The organism is Sphingopyxis sp. Geo48, from assembly GCF_949769155.1.
Classification (GTDB): Bacteria; Pseudomonadota; Alphaproteobacteria; order Sphingomonadales; family Sphingomonadaceae; genus Sphingopyxis.
This window is the reverse complement of the sequence record NZ_CATKPA010000003.1, coordinates 446,935-460,163: the sequence shown is the minus strand read 5'-3', so window position 1 is coordinate 460,163 and position 13,229 is coordinate 446,935. Positions and strand designations below refer to the sequence as shown.

The following is a 13,229-nucleotide window of genomic DNA, read 5'->3' as shown; positions in this document are numbered from 1 at the left end:
ACCACTCCCCACACAAGAAACAGAACAGGAAATCCTCATGAATATCGTCAAAAGTCTCGCAATCGCTTTCGCTTTCGTAGGCGCCGCTATAACAATGCAGGCGGCCGCCAAGGTCGAGGTCATCCAGTCTTCGTCGCCGGCGCTGGCCAAGGGCGCGACCTTCGCCTGGGCGCCGATGCGTGCCTTCGGAACCGGCGTCCCCGATCCCGCGATCACGAACGAGATCGCCGTCGATCGGCTGCGCACGACGACCGAAGCCATGCTGGAGACGCGCGGCTATCGCCTGACCGAAGACCCGGCCGAAGCAGACCTGCTGGTCGCCTACACGGTCATCATGCAGCCCGAAACCGGTGGCAAGCTGAAGGCCGATGGCGCGGACTGCGGCTTGCCCTTCTGCCCGACAGCGGGCGATTATCGATTGGACGCGAGCCAGCATACGCAGGGCACGCTGGTGCTCGACCTGATCGAGCGCGAGACCGGCCGCCTCGTCTGGCGCGCCACGTCGAAGAAGCGCGTTACGGGCAAGGACGTGTCGGAAGCCAAGTTGACGGTGCTGCTGCGCGACATGACCAAGGCGCTGCCGACGCAATGAGCGGCACCGCCGCGAACGAGGGGCCAAGCCCCAAGCCCCTCGTTCGCTCGACTTTCAGGCCGTCTGACCTTCCCACCCAGGACGCCATTCGATTATCATGAGGCTTACAGATGCGCCCGTTTCGCGCAGCCCCATTAAACCGAGCCCAAGGCAATCGTTGCGAGCGGCATCGTCAGCGCGTCGATCGAACGCCCGCTTTTGTGTGGACGCCGATGAAGGTCGGAACGGCCGGCATCAGGCGCAATGCTGACAACCGATCGCCTTGGGATTGGTCAAAAACTAGGTACCGCGGGCATATGCGTCTCGGGCCATCGTCTTAAATGGAGCGAATAGCATTGGTGAAACTCGACGGTTGGCACCTTGAATCGCTGAATGCAGTCTCCGCCGGGCTCCCTAAATGGCATAAATCTGCCATCTACCCCACACCTCTGCAAATCTGAAAATTGCGGGGTAAATCTCAACGGGATAGGAGAGAATCGCTCATCTAAGAAATTATGAGCGGCTTCAGATGAAATCTGACATGGTTCTGGATGCCCCGTGAAACAGCACAGTCGAGTTTCACGACGTCTCGGACCATCTCACTGAGGCAACAAAACCCGCCGATTTACTCGCTTTTGTTGTCTCACATCGTCTCGAGACATCTCACGCCAACCGAACACATTTGTTGGGTAAGCGTTGGGTAAAAATTTGGCGATTGTATACTTTGAAAACCCGCGGACTCGACTCCCCGCGGAATCGGGATATTCTCACGTAATCGCTAAGACGGGAGGGTGGGATGCCGCTGTATCTGGCAACATATGATTTGGTAAAAGAACAAGACGGCCACGACTACAAGCCGCTAACAGACGCATTGAAGGAATTGGACGGGGTGCGGACACAGTGGTCTGCTTGGCTACTTGACCTCAGTTCCACGAAAGCGAAAATCTATCGATATTTGGCTCAATTTATCGATGAAAATGATCGCTTGATGATTATCGAGATCGAATCAAAGCCGGTTTGGGGCAAGGCGTTTCAGGGCACAAAAGACATGATAGACCGCTACTTTCCTTAGGCGGGTCCGCGCGTTTCACAATCTGGGCAAGCTAGCTTTCCAGCGCTCCGTGCTTTCGTCGGTACTGATCTTGCGAGCCCCATCTTTAAACTTGTCGGATTGACTCCTCGAGGACCCGGCGCTCGTATCAGCCATGACCAGCACAGCTCCTAAAATTGCGTTCTTTTGCGATGAGGCAGGAAAGGATACCGACCGCTACCTCGCCGTGGGTGGCGTTATCGTAACACATAGCGACGTCTCACGCATAAGGAGCGAGTTTTTGCGTCGGAAGTCGGCTCTGAACCTAACCAAGGAGGCGAAGTGGAACTCCACAAAAAAAGCCTCGCTTGAGAAGCACCGCGCGCTCGTTCACTGGATATTCTCGCTGATCCAGAAGCGCGAACTTCTCTTCCATTGCCTCTTGGTAGATTTTCAGCGCTTTGACCATGATTTGCGGACCGACGGCGGCAAGGCCGAAAGCATGAAGCGCATGTACTACCAACTGATCCTTCATCGCCTACTCAAGAAGCATGGAACCCAGTACGATTGCTATGCCCTGATAGACCAATGCAATGAACTTGACGGTCTTCCCAAGCTTCTCAAGGGCCTCAATTCCGCCGCTAGGCCATATGGCTGCAATGACGCCTTAAAGATCATCGAGTTTCGAGACTCACAAACCGAGCCGTTGCTCCAGATCAACGACCTGCTCCTTGGCGCGATCTGCGCCCACAAGAATCGACGATTCGAGGATCAAGACGCTGGAATCTATAAGGCCAATCTAGCGGGATATGTCCTCGGCCAATCTGGCCTCCCGCATTACGACGCGGACACACCCAAAACCGCCACAGACTTTTCAATCTGGAATCTGGATTCAAAGCATTTGAAGGGCGGCGCGGGCACCTAGCGATTGCAAGCCGACCTTACGTCAGAGGTTCGGGACCCGCGCCGTAGAAAAAATGTATACTCCATCAAATTGGAACTCAAGCTGAACAGCTACGGCCTGACTCGGTTTGGACTCAGTTCGCCGCAACAGGTCCCGCAGGTAATCGCTTGCCGACGATGCCCTTCATGCCCCGCTTAAAGATGCCGAAATGGCCCTGAGCGGTGTTGCTGCGGATGCTGCGATCCTCAAGCCTTGCCATAGCTCGTAGTGCCACGGGCGGCGAAGAAAGCGCAACAAAAGCTCACTCAGGCCAAGAAAGCGGATTTGTTGGGTAAGTGTTGGGTAAACTGGGTCACGGACGGCAAAAAACCATCCCGAGCTTCATCGCTCGGCTCCCTCCAACCGACGCTCAATAATGAAGGCCTCAGAGCGTGCGCCAGCACGAATCACCAATAAATCCGTTTGCAATTCGTTGCTGTGTGAGTGCACGGATAGAATCCGAAGAACAGGGGGTTGAATTGCTACTTACCCAACAATTGTTGGGTAAATTCCGGCCGTATGCCGACCAACCCCTTGAAAATAAAGGACTTTAGGAGAAATTGGATGCCCCGTGAGGATTCGAACCTCAATAGACGGAATCAGAATCCGTAGTCTTACCATTAGACGACGGGGCAACGAGGCGGGCGCAATATGATTGCGTGGCCGTCCTGTCAAGGCCGCTGCTTCGATTTGCAACAGCCCGCTTGCCCTCCGGCATTTCGCCGCTAGCATCGCGCCATAACAAGAGGGGCCGCGCCCTGGCGCAGACCCCGCACATGGAGGTGGGTTGATGCGTCATGTCGCGATCGTCGGGTCGGGTCCGGCAGGATATTATACCGCCGAAGCATTGCAGAAAGCCGACGATATCGCGATCGACGTCATCGACAGGTTGCCCGTTCCCTATGGCCTGATCCGCACCGGCGTCGCCCCCGATCACCAGTCGATCAAGGCGGTCTCGCGCCGCTACGAAGGCGTCGCGCTCACCGACAACGTCCGCTTCGTCGGCCATGTCTCGGTCGGCACCGACGTCAGCATCGATGAATTGACGAGCCTCTATGACGCCGTGGTGCTGGCGACCGGCGCCCCGCACGATCGCCCGCTCGACATCCCCGGCGCCTCGCTGCCGGGGGTGATCGGCAGCGCGGCCTTCGTGGGCTGGTACAACGGCCATCCCGATTTCGCGAAGCTCGATCCGTCGCTCGATGCCCCCGGCGTTGTGGTCGTCGGCAACGGCAATGTCGCGCTCGACGTCGCCCGCATCCTTGCCAAGACCCCGGAGGAGTTCGCGGGCAGCGATATCGTGTCGCACGCCCGCGCGGCGCTTTCCGACAGCGCGGTGCGCGAGATCCACATTCTCGGGCGCCGCGGCCCGCACCAGATCGCCATGACCCCCAAGGAACTTGGCGAGCTCGGCCATCTCGAGCGCGCCAGCCCGCGCGTCGACCCCGCCGACCTTCCCGACGAAGGCGACGACGCCATGCTCGAACCCGGGATGCGCAAGTCGGTGACACACCTCCGCAGCTTCGCCGCGAATCCGGTCGCGAAGCCCGTGACGATCGAGTTCGACTTCTTTGCGATGCCCGTCCGGATCGAGGGAGACGGGCGCGTCGAGCGCGTGATCGTCGAACGCACGACGCTCGACGCCGACCTGCGCAGCCACGGCACCGGCGAAACCTATGCGATCGACGCGGGGCTGGTGATCAGCTGCATCGGCTATCAGACCCCGCCGATCCCCGGTGTCCCCTATGAGCATGGCCGCGGCCGCTTCGCGAGCGACGAGGGGCGGGTGCTTCCCGGGCTCTATGCGGTGGGCTGGGCCCGGCGCGGCCCGTCGGGAACGATCGGGACGAACAAGCCCGACGGTGCCCGCATCGCCGAAATGGTGCTGGAGGACATCGGGCGCGGCGCGGGCAAGGCCGGGCGCGCCGGCCTCGACGCGCTACTCGCGAACCGCGATATCGTGCCCGTCACCTTCCGCGACTGGCGCAAGATCGAAGCGGCCGAGATAGCGGCCGCGCTCGACGGCAACCCGCGCGAGAAGTTCACCAGCGTCGAGGCGATGCTCGCCGCGATCGGACGGTGAGCCCCGGCCGGGACGGCATCCGCGCACTGCTGCGCTGGCTGCTGGCGCTTGCCTATGGCTATGCGGGCTATCGCCATCTCGCGACGCCCGCGCCCTTCCTTGCGATCACGCCGGAGTGGGTACCGCAGCCCCAATTCGTCGTCGCCGCGACCGGCGTTGCCGAGCTGGCGGGCGCACTCGGGCTGATGGTCCCGCAGACGCGCAAGGCCGCGGGCTGGGGCCTCGCCCTCTATGCACTCTGCGTCTGGCCCGCGAACTTTCACCATGCGCTTGCGAACGTCGCGATCAATGGCGAGACGCTGAGCTGGTGGTACCACGGCCCGCGCCTCGCGCTGCAGCCGCTGATCATCTGGTGGGCGCTGTGGGCGAGCGGCGCGACCGACTGGCCGTTCCGCCGCCGCTAGCCTCTATTTCGCGACCGGCGTCTCGATCGGCGGCTGGCCTTTCTGGCTTGCCGCATAGGCCTCGACCGCCTTCAGCACGCGCAGCATGTTGCCGCTGGCGATCTTTTCGAGATCGGCCTGCGAATAGCCACGCTTCGCAAGCTCGGTGAACAGCGCGGGGTATCCCGACACATCCTCCATCCCGACCGGCGCCGAATCCATCCCGTCATAATCGCCGCCGAGCCCGATATGATCGACCCCGATCATCGTCTTGATATGGTCGATATGGTCGGCGACCTTCTGCACATTGGTCTTCGGCACCGGGTTTGCGGCATCCCATGCCTGCAACGCGGCCTTCGCTGCCGCCGGATCGCCCGGATAGAGCGCCTTCAGCCGCGCCTCCTCGGCCGTGCGCGCAAGCCCCTGCGCGCGGACATCGGCGTCGAGGAAGCTCGGCAGCAGGACGACCATCACGATCCCGCCATTCGCCTTGACGAGCGGCAGCACACTGTCGGGGACGTTGCGCGGATGCGGGTTCACCGCGCGCACCCCCGAATGGCTGAACATCACCGGCGCCTTCGCAACCTCCAGCGCGTCCTTCATCGTGGCTTCGCTGACATGGCTCAGGTCGACGATCATGCCGATGCGGTTCATCTCGCGCACGACCTGCCGACCGAAATCGTTGAGGCCATCGAGCGCGGGCGCGTCGGTCGCGCTGTCGGCCCACGGGATGTTCTTCGAGTGCGTCAGCGTCATGTAGCGCGCCCCGAGATCATACATCTGGCGCAGCACGGCGAGTGACGAGCCGATCGACTGGCCGCCCTCCATCCCCATCATCCCGGCGATCTTGCCCGCCTTCATCGCCTTTTCAAGCTCGGCCGAATTGGCCGCGAGCGCAAGGTCGTTCGGGTAGCGCGCGACGAGCCGTTTGGTGACGTCGATCTGTTCGAGCGTTTGCTGCACCGCCTGCTGCTCGTTGCTGTTCGCGGGCACATAGACCGACCAGAATTGCGCCCCGACATGGCCCTTGCGCAGGCGCCGAAGGTCGGTGTGCATCGCGATCACCGGCGGATCGGCGTCGGGCTTCGCGGTATCGGTCGTGTCGACGAAGTCGAAATCATTGATCATGTTGGCAGCGCGGCCGCGCAGCGCCCAGGGCACGTCATTATGGCCGTCGAACACCGGCGCCTTTTTGAGCGCGGCTTCGGCGGTCGCCTCGGGCGACTTTTGCGCCATGGTGGGAGTGGAGATCAGGGCGAATGCGGCGAGGCCGACAAGCAGGGGGGCTTTGTTCATGGCGCGCGACCCTAATGCGTTGATCGGACGGCGCAAGCCCGAGGCGGAGCGGGAGGTCGCGAGGGCGTGCGGTTTGTTTCACGCAAAGGCGCAAATACGCGAAGAAAATAAAATCTCACACAAAGACACAAAGAGGGCGCGCGCCCACGCGGATGGCAGCTTGTCGCCGCAGGCGGCCATAAAGGCGCTTCGCGTGATTATGGCGCTGCGGTTGCTGGCGTCCAGCGCCCTCTTTGTGTCTTTGTGTGAGATCCCTTTTTTCTCTCTTCTTTGCACCTTTGCGCCTTTGCGTGCGATTTTTTCTGCGCCGCACCCACGGGTCAGACTTGCCTTGACGTTCGCGTAAACCCCGCGCAGCATCGCGCGATGACGGCCTTCGACGACTGGCGCGCGCGTTCGCCCTATTATGACGAAACCCACGACGCGCTGGCGCAAAGCGTCCGCCGTTTCGTCGCGCGCGAGATCGCGCCGCACATCGACCGCTGGGAGGCCGCGGGCGAATTGCCGCGCGACCTGCACCGGAAAGCCGCCGAGGCGGGCATCCTCGGCCTGCGCTATCCCGAACAATATGGCGGCCATTCGGAAGGCTTCGACAATTTCCACGGTCTCGTGCTAACCGAGGAACTCGCCGCAGTGGGCGCGGGCGGACTCGGCGCGTCGCTGATGACGCACGGCATCGGCTTGCCCCCGATCCTTGCCCTCGGTTCCGACGAACTGAAACAGCGTATCGCGCCTCCGGTCCTCGCGGGCGACAAGATCATCGCGCTCGGCATCACCGAGGCGGGCGGCGGCAGCGACGTCGCGAACCTCAAGACGACCGCGGTGCGCGACGGCGACTCCTACCTGGTCAACGGCGGCAAGATGTTCATCACCAGCGGCATGCGCGCCGACTGGCTGACCTGCGCCGTGCGCACCGGCGGCCCCGGCGCCGCGGGCATCTCGCTGTTGCTGATCGACATGGAGAGCCCCGGCGTCGAGCGCACGCGGCTCGACAAGATGGGCTGGCGCTGCAGCGACACCGCCGCGATCCACTTCAGCGACGTCCGCGTCCCCGCCGAAAATCTGATCGGTCCCGAGAATGGCGGCTTCATCGGCATCATGCGCAATTTCAACAGCGAGCGCCTCGGCATGGCGATGGGTTGCTGCGCGATGGCGCGCGTCGCGATGGCCGAGGCCGCCGAATGGGCGCAGCAACGCGAGACCTTTGGGCGTCCGCTCGTCGGCCACCAGTCGATCCGCATCAAGCTCGCCGACATGGAACGCCAGATCGAGGCGACGCAGGCATGGGTCGACCTTTGCGCCTGGCAGGTCAAGGAGGGCAAGGACCGCCCCGCCGACTTCGCGATGCTAAAGGTGCAGGCGACGCGGATGCTCGAAGCCGTCGCGCGCGAGGCGGCGCAGATTCTCGGCGGCGCCTCCTACATCACCGGCAGCAAGGTCGAACGCATCTACCGCGAAGTGCGCGTCAACGCGATCGGCGGCGGCAGCGAGGAAATCATGCTCGATTTGGCTGGGCGGCAATTGTTCGGAGGGAAGCGCTAGGCGGTGTGCGTCAAGCCTTGCTGGGGAGGGAAGCCGTAAATCAACTGGCCATTCTCGCAAACGAAGCGGGCTGGTATTTTGGGATTATTCAGGTCCCTCTTTCCTCGCTCCAACCAAGTTGCCTCCCACTTGGCAAAAAGTCCCTCAAGCTGAGGAGGAGACATGCGATAGACCGCAGACAACTCGATTCCACGATAGAAGGCGAACAGCCAATCGACTGACCTGAAGTGCCTCAAAATTGCATCGTTAAGATGATGGTGCGTCGAGAAGCTGCGGGTCAACGACAGGTTCATCGTCTTGATCTCAAACTCCCTTCCCGACCTGTCTATCGCGTCACTTCCCGCTCGACCTGCAACAATCGTCAAATCCAGCTCGATCAATAGCTGAAGAAGCTTCCCGCCGTTGTCCTGGAAAATGTCTGAAATCCCATGCGCGGAGGCGAGAGCCTGATACTCCCGTAACGCCGGGAACAAGCGATCGAGCCGCGCCTTGTCTTTATGTGGTTTCAGCATTCTTCTTGCCTTAGCAGTTCACTAACGCTGACGCCCAAAGCCACAGCCAAGCGCTCAATATTGTCCAGAGAGATGTTCCGCTCTTGCCTTTCGACCGAACCGACGAAAGTCCGATGCAAGTGAGCCAAATCCGCTAACGCCTCTTGACTCATACCCATCGATGAGCGCAGCCGACGCAAGTTCGTTGCCAGAATGTTCCTTGTGTTTCCACCCGATTTGTGCATGGTCACAGAGACGGCGCTTGATGCCTCTATGTCTACAGCATTTGAGTAGCAGTTAGGATGATTTTCGATGCAAAGTGCCTATCGAACTGAATTTGGTGAAGCTTTTTCAGGAGACTCACTAGATTTGCTTCGGCAGATGCAGAATGAAAGCATCGATCTTGTCATTACGTCACCCCCCTTCGCGTTACAGCGCGAGAAGGAGTACGGAAATAAAGATCAGGCAAGCTACATCGACTGGCTAACAGAGTTCGCCCAGCTTGTTTTTAAGAAACTGAAACCGAGCGGTAGCTTTGTGCTCGATCTTGGTGGCGCTTACCAAAAAGGCGCCCCTTCGCGTAGCTTATATAATTTCCGCGTGCTCATAAAGTTCTGCGACGAGCTTGGTTTTCATTTGGCTCAAGAATTTTTCTGGAACAATCCATCGAAGCTTCCGAGCCCCATAGAATGGGTGAATAAAAGAAAAATTCGAGTTAAAGACTCAGTAAATACAATTTGGTGGTTTAGTAAAACTGAATGGCCAAAGGCAGACATAAGCAAGGTTCTGGTTCCATATAGCGATCGAATGAAAAAACTTCTCGACAACCCTGATCGATATTATTCGGCTGCGCAGAGGCCGAGCGGCCACGGCATCTCAAAGGGCTTCGCTACGGACAATGGGGGTGCTATTCCGAGCAATCTCCTCAATATTGCAAACTCCGAAAGCAACGGTAACTATACGAAGGACTGTAAATTGATTGGGGCGCGGGTTCACCCGGCACGTTTTCCTGCCAAAATTCCAGAATTCTTCATAAAAATGCTGACGGACGAGAATGACTTGGTCGTGGATATATTCGGTGGTTCAAACACTACGGGTCGCGCGGCTGAAACTGAGGCCCGTCGCTGGATAAGCTGCGATTTGAACCCTGAGTATGTAGCCGCATCAGCACTGCGATTTTTGCCGAGCAGCATGTCCAAAGACGAAAAGTTCGACGTCTATACACGTATCGTGAATGGCGAGACTTTAGACTTACAGGACGATATGCCAATGGCTGCCGAATGAACGCTTCTAGTCCTTTTGTGGGGGACGCCGAAACTTTGCTCGGCGACCTCGTCGACCTCCGCCGCGCGATTCATCGCGAGCCCGAACTCGGGCTGCAGAACCCGAAGACGCTTGCGAAGATCAAGGATGCGCTCGCCGGGCTGCCGCTCGAATTTCGCGAGGGGCCATCGACGACCGGGCTGGTCGCGATCCTGCGCGGTCCCGCGAACGGGCGCACGGTGCTGCTGCGCGGCGATATGGATGCGTTGCCGCTGGTCGAGGAAACGGGGCTGGATTTCACGTCAGAGATCAGCGGCGCGATGCATGCGTGCGGGCATGATACGCATGTCGCAATGCTCGTCGGCGCGGCGAAGCTGCTCTGTGCGGCGCGCGACCGGCTGCCCGGCTCCGTGATGTTCATGTTCCAGCCCGGCGAGGAGGGGCATCACGGCGCGCGCTTCATGCTCGAGGACGGGATCATAGACCCGCTTCCCGACGCGGCCTTCGCGCTCCACATCATGCCCAATGCGCCGCACGGCATTTTCGCCGGGCGCGCGGGCCCGCTGCTCGCCTCGTCGGACGTGCTGTCGATCACCGTCAAGGGTGCGGGCGGCCATGCGTCGATGCCGCACGATGCGGTCGATCCGATCCCCGTCGCCTGCGCGATCGTCACCGCGATCCAGACGATGGTGACGCGCCGCATCTCGGTCTTCGATCCCGCGGTCGTGACGATCGCCAAGATCGCGGCGGGGACGACGAACAATATCATCCCCGAAACCGCCGAGATGCTCGGCACGATCCGCACGCTGTCGCCCGAACGCCGCGCGATGGTTGCGCGCGAATTGAAGCGCCTCGCCCCAGCGATCGCCGAAGCGCATGGCTGCACCGCCGAAGTCCAGATCGACGAGGGCTTCCCCGTCACCATCTGCGATGCACGCGCGGTCGCGTTCGGCCAAGCGGTCGTCGAGCAGACCTTCGGCGAGGAAGCCTGGCTGACGATGGACAATCCGGTGATGGGCGCCGAGGATTTCTCCTACGTCCTCGAAAAAGCCCCCGGCGCGATGTTCTGGCTCGGCGCGAGCGAGGCGGGGAGCGACTGGCGCCAATGCTGCGGGCTCCACAGCAACCATATGGTGCTCGACGAAAAGGTGATGGCGCGCGGCGCGGCGCTGCACGCGGCGCTCGCCGAACGGTTCTTGAACAAAGGATTCAACGCATGATCAACATCATCGGCGCGATCGTCTCGGGCCTGATCATCGGCGCCCTCGCGCGCTTCTTTTATCCCGGCGCGGTGCAGATGGGCTGGATCGCGACGATCCTGCTCGGCGTCGGCGGCTCGCTGCTTGCCGGGCTGGTCACGACGCGCGGCGTGCGCGGCGAGTTTCATCGCGCCGGTTGCCTCGCCTCGATCATCGGCGCGATCGTGCTAATCTTCGTCGGGCGGCTGCTCGGGATCGGAGGGTAGAGAGAAAGGAATTTCTCACACAAAGACACAAAGAGGTCGGCGATGACGGCAAATGTCGAGGATTTGGCGAAGTTTGTCGTCGACTGCGGGTTCCGGCTGCACCGGAATTTGGGACCGGGGCTTTTGGAATCGGCGTATGAGGCGATTCTGGCCGATCAACTGAGGCGGGGCGGAATTCTGGTCGAGCGCCAAAAGGCGATTCCGATCAAATATGATGGTGTCGAGCTGGCTTAGGGTTTTCGGGCCGACCTGTTGCTTGAGGGGCAGTTGCTCGTCGAATTGAAATCCGTCGAACGGCTTTCGCCGCTTCATAGCAAGCAGGTGCTGACATATTTGCGCTTGCTTAACCTGCCACTCGGCGTCCTGATGAATTTTGGCGGAGCCACATTCAAAGAAGGCGTACGCCGCATAGCCAATGGCGATTTGGGTCGATGAGCTCGCGCCCTCTTTGTGTCTTTGTGTGAGAATATTTCCCTAAACCAACCTCACGGCACCAGTACCGTATCGCGCGCCTCCGCGAGCAGCTTCGGATAATCGAGCGTATAGTGCAGCCCGCGGCTTTCCTTGCGGTGGAGCGCGCTTTTCACGATCAGGTCGGCGCACTGGAGCAGGTTGCGCAGCTCGATCAGGTCGGTCGTCACGCGGAAGTGGCCGTAATAATCCTCGACCTCGCCGGTCATCATCTTGATGCGGTGCTGCGCGCGTTCGAGCCGCTTGGTGGTGCGGACGATGCCGACATAATTCCACATGAAGCGGCGGATTTCGGTCCAGTTCTGCTTGATCACCACCTCCTCGTCGGAGTCGGTCACGCGGCTCGCATCCCACGGGCGGATTGCGGGCGGCACGTCGAGCTGGTCCCAGCAATGGATGATATGCTTCGCCGCTGCCTCGCCGAAGACGAAGCATTCGAGCAGCGAGTTCGACGCAAGGCGGTTCGCGCCGTGAAGCCCGCTTTCGGTGCATTCGCCCGCGGCGTAGAGTCCCGGCAGGTCGGTGCGCCCGTCGAGGTCGATCAATATGCCGCCGCAGGTATAATGCTGCGCGGGCACCACCGGAATCGGCTGCTTCGTCATGTCGATGCCGAGCGTCAGCAGCTTTTCGTAGATGTTCGGGAAATGCCCCGCGACAAAGTCGGGGTCGAGATGGCTGATGTCTAGATGGACATAGTCGAGGCCGAAGCGCTTGATCTGATCGTCGTTCGCGCGCGCGACGATATCGCGCGGCGCGAGTTCGGCGCGCTCGTCATAATCGGGCATATAGCGGTGGCCGGTGACGGGGTGCTTCAATATGCCGCCCTCGCCGCGCACCGCCTCGGTGATCAGGAAATTCTTGACCTCCAGATTATAGAGGCAGGTCGGGTGGAACTGCATCATCTCCATGTTCGAGACGCGGCAGCCCGCGCGCCATGCCATCGCGATGCCGTCGCCGGTCGCGCCTCTGGGCGCTGTCGAGAACTGGTACACGCGCCCCGCGCCGCCGCTCGCGAGGATCGTCGCACGGCCGACATGCGCGTGGACCTTGCCGCTCTTCTCGTCGAGCGCATAGACGCCCCACACGCGGCCCGAACCCGAATAGCGTTCCTCGTGCCGCCCGGTGATCAGGTCGATGCACGCCTGCCCCGGCAGCAAGGTGATGTTCGGATGCGCTTCGGCGGTCTTCAGGAGCGCCGCCTGCACCGCCCAGCCGGTCGCGTCGTCGACATGGACGATGCGGCGGTGCGAATGGCCGCCCTCGCGCGTCAGGTGCAGCGCCTCGGCCTCCTTGTTGAAGGGGACGCCCATCTCGATCAGCCGCAGAATCGCGTGCGGCGCATTTTCGACAACGAACTCGACCGTCTCGCGCCGGTTGAGCCCCGCGCCCGCGACCATTGTGTCCTCGATATGATTCTCGAACGTATCGCCCGCGTCGAGCACCGCGGCAATGCCGCCCTGCGCCCAGGCGGTCGAGCCGCCGGTGAGCTCGCCCTTCGCGAGCACCAGCACGCGGCAATGGTCGGCGAGCGCGATCGCGGCGGTCAGCCCCGCGGCGCCCGAGCCGACGATGATGACGTCGTGGGAGAGATTTTCAGCCATTGGATTTCCGTTCGTGTCGAGCGAAGTCGAGACACCTCGCGACCTTGAGTCCCGCCGATGGGCATCTCGACTTCGCTCGATGCAAACGGA

At 61.0% G+C, this 13,229-nt stretch carries 14 protein-coding genes, 1 tRNA gene and 1 pseudogene; 11 read left to right on the top strand and 5 right to left on the bottom strand.

Features of this window, described 5'->3' with window-relative positions:
- The first annotated feature begins 94 nt into the window (after window positions 1–94).
- The 3 genes from QOL79_RS13800 (at window position 95) to QOL79_RS13790 (ending at window position 2,526) form a co-directional block, all read left to right on the top strand.
- A complete protein-coding gene (locus QOL79_RS13800; protein ID WP_283419964.1) occupies window positions 95–592 on the top strand; it encodes a DUF4136 domain-containing protein in 498 nt (165 codons plus the stop codon).
- 775 nt (window positions 593–1,367) lie between these two features.
- Window positions 1,368–1,643 carry a hypothetical protein gene (locus QOL79_RS13795; RefSeq protein ID WP_283419963.1) on the top strand — a complete coding sequence of 92 codons (276 nt, stop codon included), beginning with the start codon at window positions 1,368–1,370 and terminating at the stop codon, window positions 1,641–1,643.
- Window positions 1,644–1,776: 133 nt separating this feature from the next.
- Window positions 1,777–2,526 carry a DUF3800 domain-containing protein gene (locus QOL79_RS13790; protein ID WP_283419962.1) on the top strand — a complete coding sequence of 250 codons (750 nt, stop codon included), beginning with the start codon at window positions 1,777–1,779 and terminating at the stop codon, window positions 2,524–2,526.
- A 579-nt stretch (window positions 2,527–3,105) separates the two neighbouring features.
- Here the strand turns inward: QOL79_RS13790 and QOL79_RS13785 are convergent.
- Window positions 3,106–3,179 (bottom strand) — tRNA-Gln (locus QOL79_RS13785).
- A 155-nt stretch (window positions 3,180–3,334) separates the two neighbouring features.
- Between QOL79_RS13785 and QOL79_RS13780 the strand changes: the two genes are divergently transcribed.
- Window positions 3,335–4,627, top strand: a complete 1,293-nt coding sequence (locus tag QOL79_RS13780) for an FAD-dependent oxidoreductase (RefSeq protein WP_283419961.1) — start codon at window positions 3,335–3,337, stop codon at window positions 4,625–4,627.
- Window positions 4,624–5,031 (top strand): DoxX family protein, encoded by a 408-nt coding sequence (locus tag QOL79_RS13775; protein WP_283419960.1) that lies wholly within the window; start codon window positions 4,624–4,626, stop codon window positions 5,029–5,031. The genes QOL79_RS13780 and QOL79_RS13775 overlap by 4 nt, the downstream gene beginning before the upstream one ends.
- A 3-nt stretch (window positions 5,032–5,034) precedes the next feature.
- On the opposite strand, the gene QOL79_RS13770 is transcribed toward QOL79_RS13775, so the two are convergent.
- Complete coding sequence (locus QOL79_RS13770) at window positions 5,035–6,306, bottom strand: dipeptidase (protein WP_058457697.1); 1,272 nt, start codon at window positions 6,304–6,306, stop codon at window positions 5,035–5,037.
- Between QOL79_RS13770 and QOL79_RS13765 the strand changes: the two genes are divergently transcribed.
- Window positions 6,305–6,652: a hypothetical protein gene (locus QOL79_RS13765; RefSeq protein ID WP_058457698.1), complete on the top strand. Its 348-nt coding sequence runs from the start codon at window positions 6,305–6,307 to the stop codon at window positions 6,650–6,652. The two genes, QOL79_RS13770 and QOL79_RS13765, sit on opposite strands and share 2 nt — an antisense overlap.
- Before the next feature lie 20 nt (window positions 6,653–6,672).
- The gene (locus QOL79_RS13760) at window positions 6,673–7,848 is read left to right on the top strand and encodes an acyl-CoA dehydrogenase family protein (protein ID WP_058457699.1); all 1,176 of its coding nucleotides are present in this window, start codon (window positions 6,673–6,675) and stop codon (window positions 7,846–7,848) included.
- Here the strand turns inward: QOL79_RS13760 and QOL79_RS13755 are convergent.
- Window positions 7,845–8,360: a PDDEXK family nuclease gene (locus tag QOL79_RS13755; RefSeq protein ID WP_197410185.1), complete on the bottom strand. Its 516-nt coding sequence runs from the start codon at window positions 8,358–8,360 to the stop codon at window positions 7,845–7,847. The genes QOL79_RS13760 and QOL79_RS13755 overlap by 4 nt on opposite strands.
- A complete protein-coding gene (locus QOL79_RS13750; protein ID WP_058456826.1) occupies window positions 8,354–8,584 on the bottom strand; it encodes a helix-turn-helix domain-containing protein in 231 nt (76 codons plus the stop codon). Before QOL79_RS13750 ends, QOL79_RS13755 begins: the two co-directional genes overlap by 7 nt.
- 67 nt (window positions 8,585–8,651) lie before the next feature.
- On the opposite strand from QOL79_RS13750, the gene QOL79_RS13745 reads away from it, so the two are divergent.
- From QOL79_RS13745 to QOL79_RS13730, 4 genes and pseudogenes are all read left to right on the top strand, one after another.
- Window positions 8,652–9,623: a DNA-methyltransferase gene (locus QOL79_RS13745; RefSeq protein ID WP_058456825.1), complete on the top strand. Its 972-nt coding sequence runs from the start codon at window positions 8,652–8,654 to the stop codon at window positions 9,621–9,623.
- A complete protein-coding gene (locus tag QOL79_RS13740) occupies window positions 9,620–10,822 on the top strand; it encodes a M20 metallopeptidase family protein (RefSeq protein WP_058456824.1) in 1,203 nt (400 codons plus the stop codon). Before QOL79_RS13745 ends, QOL79_RS13740 begins: the two co-directional genes overlap by 4 nt.
- Window positions 10,819–11,067, top strand: a complete 249-nt coding sequence (locus QOL79_RS13735) for a GlsB/YeaQ/YmgE family stress response membrane protein (RefSeq protein ID WP_204992304.1) — start codon at window positions 10,819–10,821, stop codon at window positions 11,065–11,067. Before QOL79_RS13740 ends, QOL79_RS13735 begins: the two co-directional genes overlap by 4 nt.
- 42 nt (window positions 11,068–11,109) lie before the next feature.
- A pseudogene (locus QOL79_RS13730) lies at window positions 11,110–11,502 on the top strand (GxxExxY protein).
- Window positions 11,503–11,552: 50 nt separating this feature from the next.
- Here the strand turns inward: QOL79_RS13730 and nadB are convergent.
- The gene (gene nadB / locus QOL79_RS13725; RefSeq protein ID WP_283419959.1) at window positions 11,553–13,139 is read right to left on the bottom strand and encodes an L-aspartate oxidase; all 1,587 of its coding nucleotides are present in this window, start codon (window positions 13,137–13,139) and stop codon (window positions 11,553–11,555) included.
- Window positions 13,140–13,229 lie beyond the last annotated feature (90 nt).

Bases quoted from the DNA above. Each gene is read 5' to 3' on its own strand.
- QOL79_RS13800 (WP_283419964.1), top strand. From the start codon at position 95: ATGCAGGCGGCCGCCAAGGTCGAGGTCATCCAGTCTTCGTCGCCGGCG.
- QOL79_RS13795 (WP_283419963.1), top strand. From the start codon at position 1,368: ATGCCGCTGTATCTGGCAACATATGATTTGGTAAAAGAACAAGACGGC.
- QOL79_RS13790 (WP_283419962.1), top strand. From the start codon at position 1,777: ATGACCAGCACAGCTCCTAAAATTGCGTTCTTTTGCGATGAGGCAGGA.
- QOL79_RS13780 (WP_283419961.1), top strand. From the start codon at position 3,335: ATGCGTCATGTCGCGATCGTCGGGTCGGGTCCGGCAGGATATTATACC.
- QOL79_RS13765 (WP_058457698.1), top strand. From the start codon at position 6,305: ATGGCGCGCGACCCTAATGCGTTGATCGGACGGCGCAAGCCCGAGGCG.
- QOL79_RS13770 (WP_058457697.1), bottom strand. From the start codon at position 6,306: ATGAACAAAGCCCCCCTGCTTGTCGGCCTCGCCGCATTCGCCCTGATC.
- QOL79_RS13760 (WP_058457699.1), top strand. From the start codon at position 6,673: ATGACGGCCTTCGACGACTGGCGCGCGCGTTCGCCCTATTATGACGAA.
- QOL79_RS13755 (WP_197410185.1), bottom strand. From the start codon at position 8,360: ATGCTGAAACCACATAAAGACAAGGCGCGGCTCGATCGCTTGTTCCCG.
- QOL79_RS13750 (WP_058456826.1), bottom strand. From the start codon at position 8,584: ATGCACAAATCGGGTGGAAACACAAGGAACATTCTGGCAACGAACTTG.
- QOL79_RS13745 (WP_058456825.1), top strand. From the start codon at position 8,652: ATGCAAAGTGCCTATCGAACTGAATTTGGTGAAGCTTTTTCAGGAGAC.
- QOL79_RS13740 (WP_058456824.1), top strand. From the start codon at position 9,620: ATGAACGCTTCTAGTCCTTTTGTGGGGGACGCCGAAACTTTGCTCGGC.
- QOL79_RS13735 (WP_204992304.1), top strand. From the start codon at position 10,819: ATGATCAACATCATCGGCGCGATCGTCTCGGGCCTGATCATCGGCGCC.
- nadB (WP_283419959.1), bottom strand. From the start codon at position 13,139: ATGGCTGAAAATCTCTCCCACGACGTCATCATCGTCGGCTCGGGCGCC.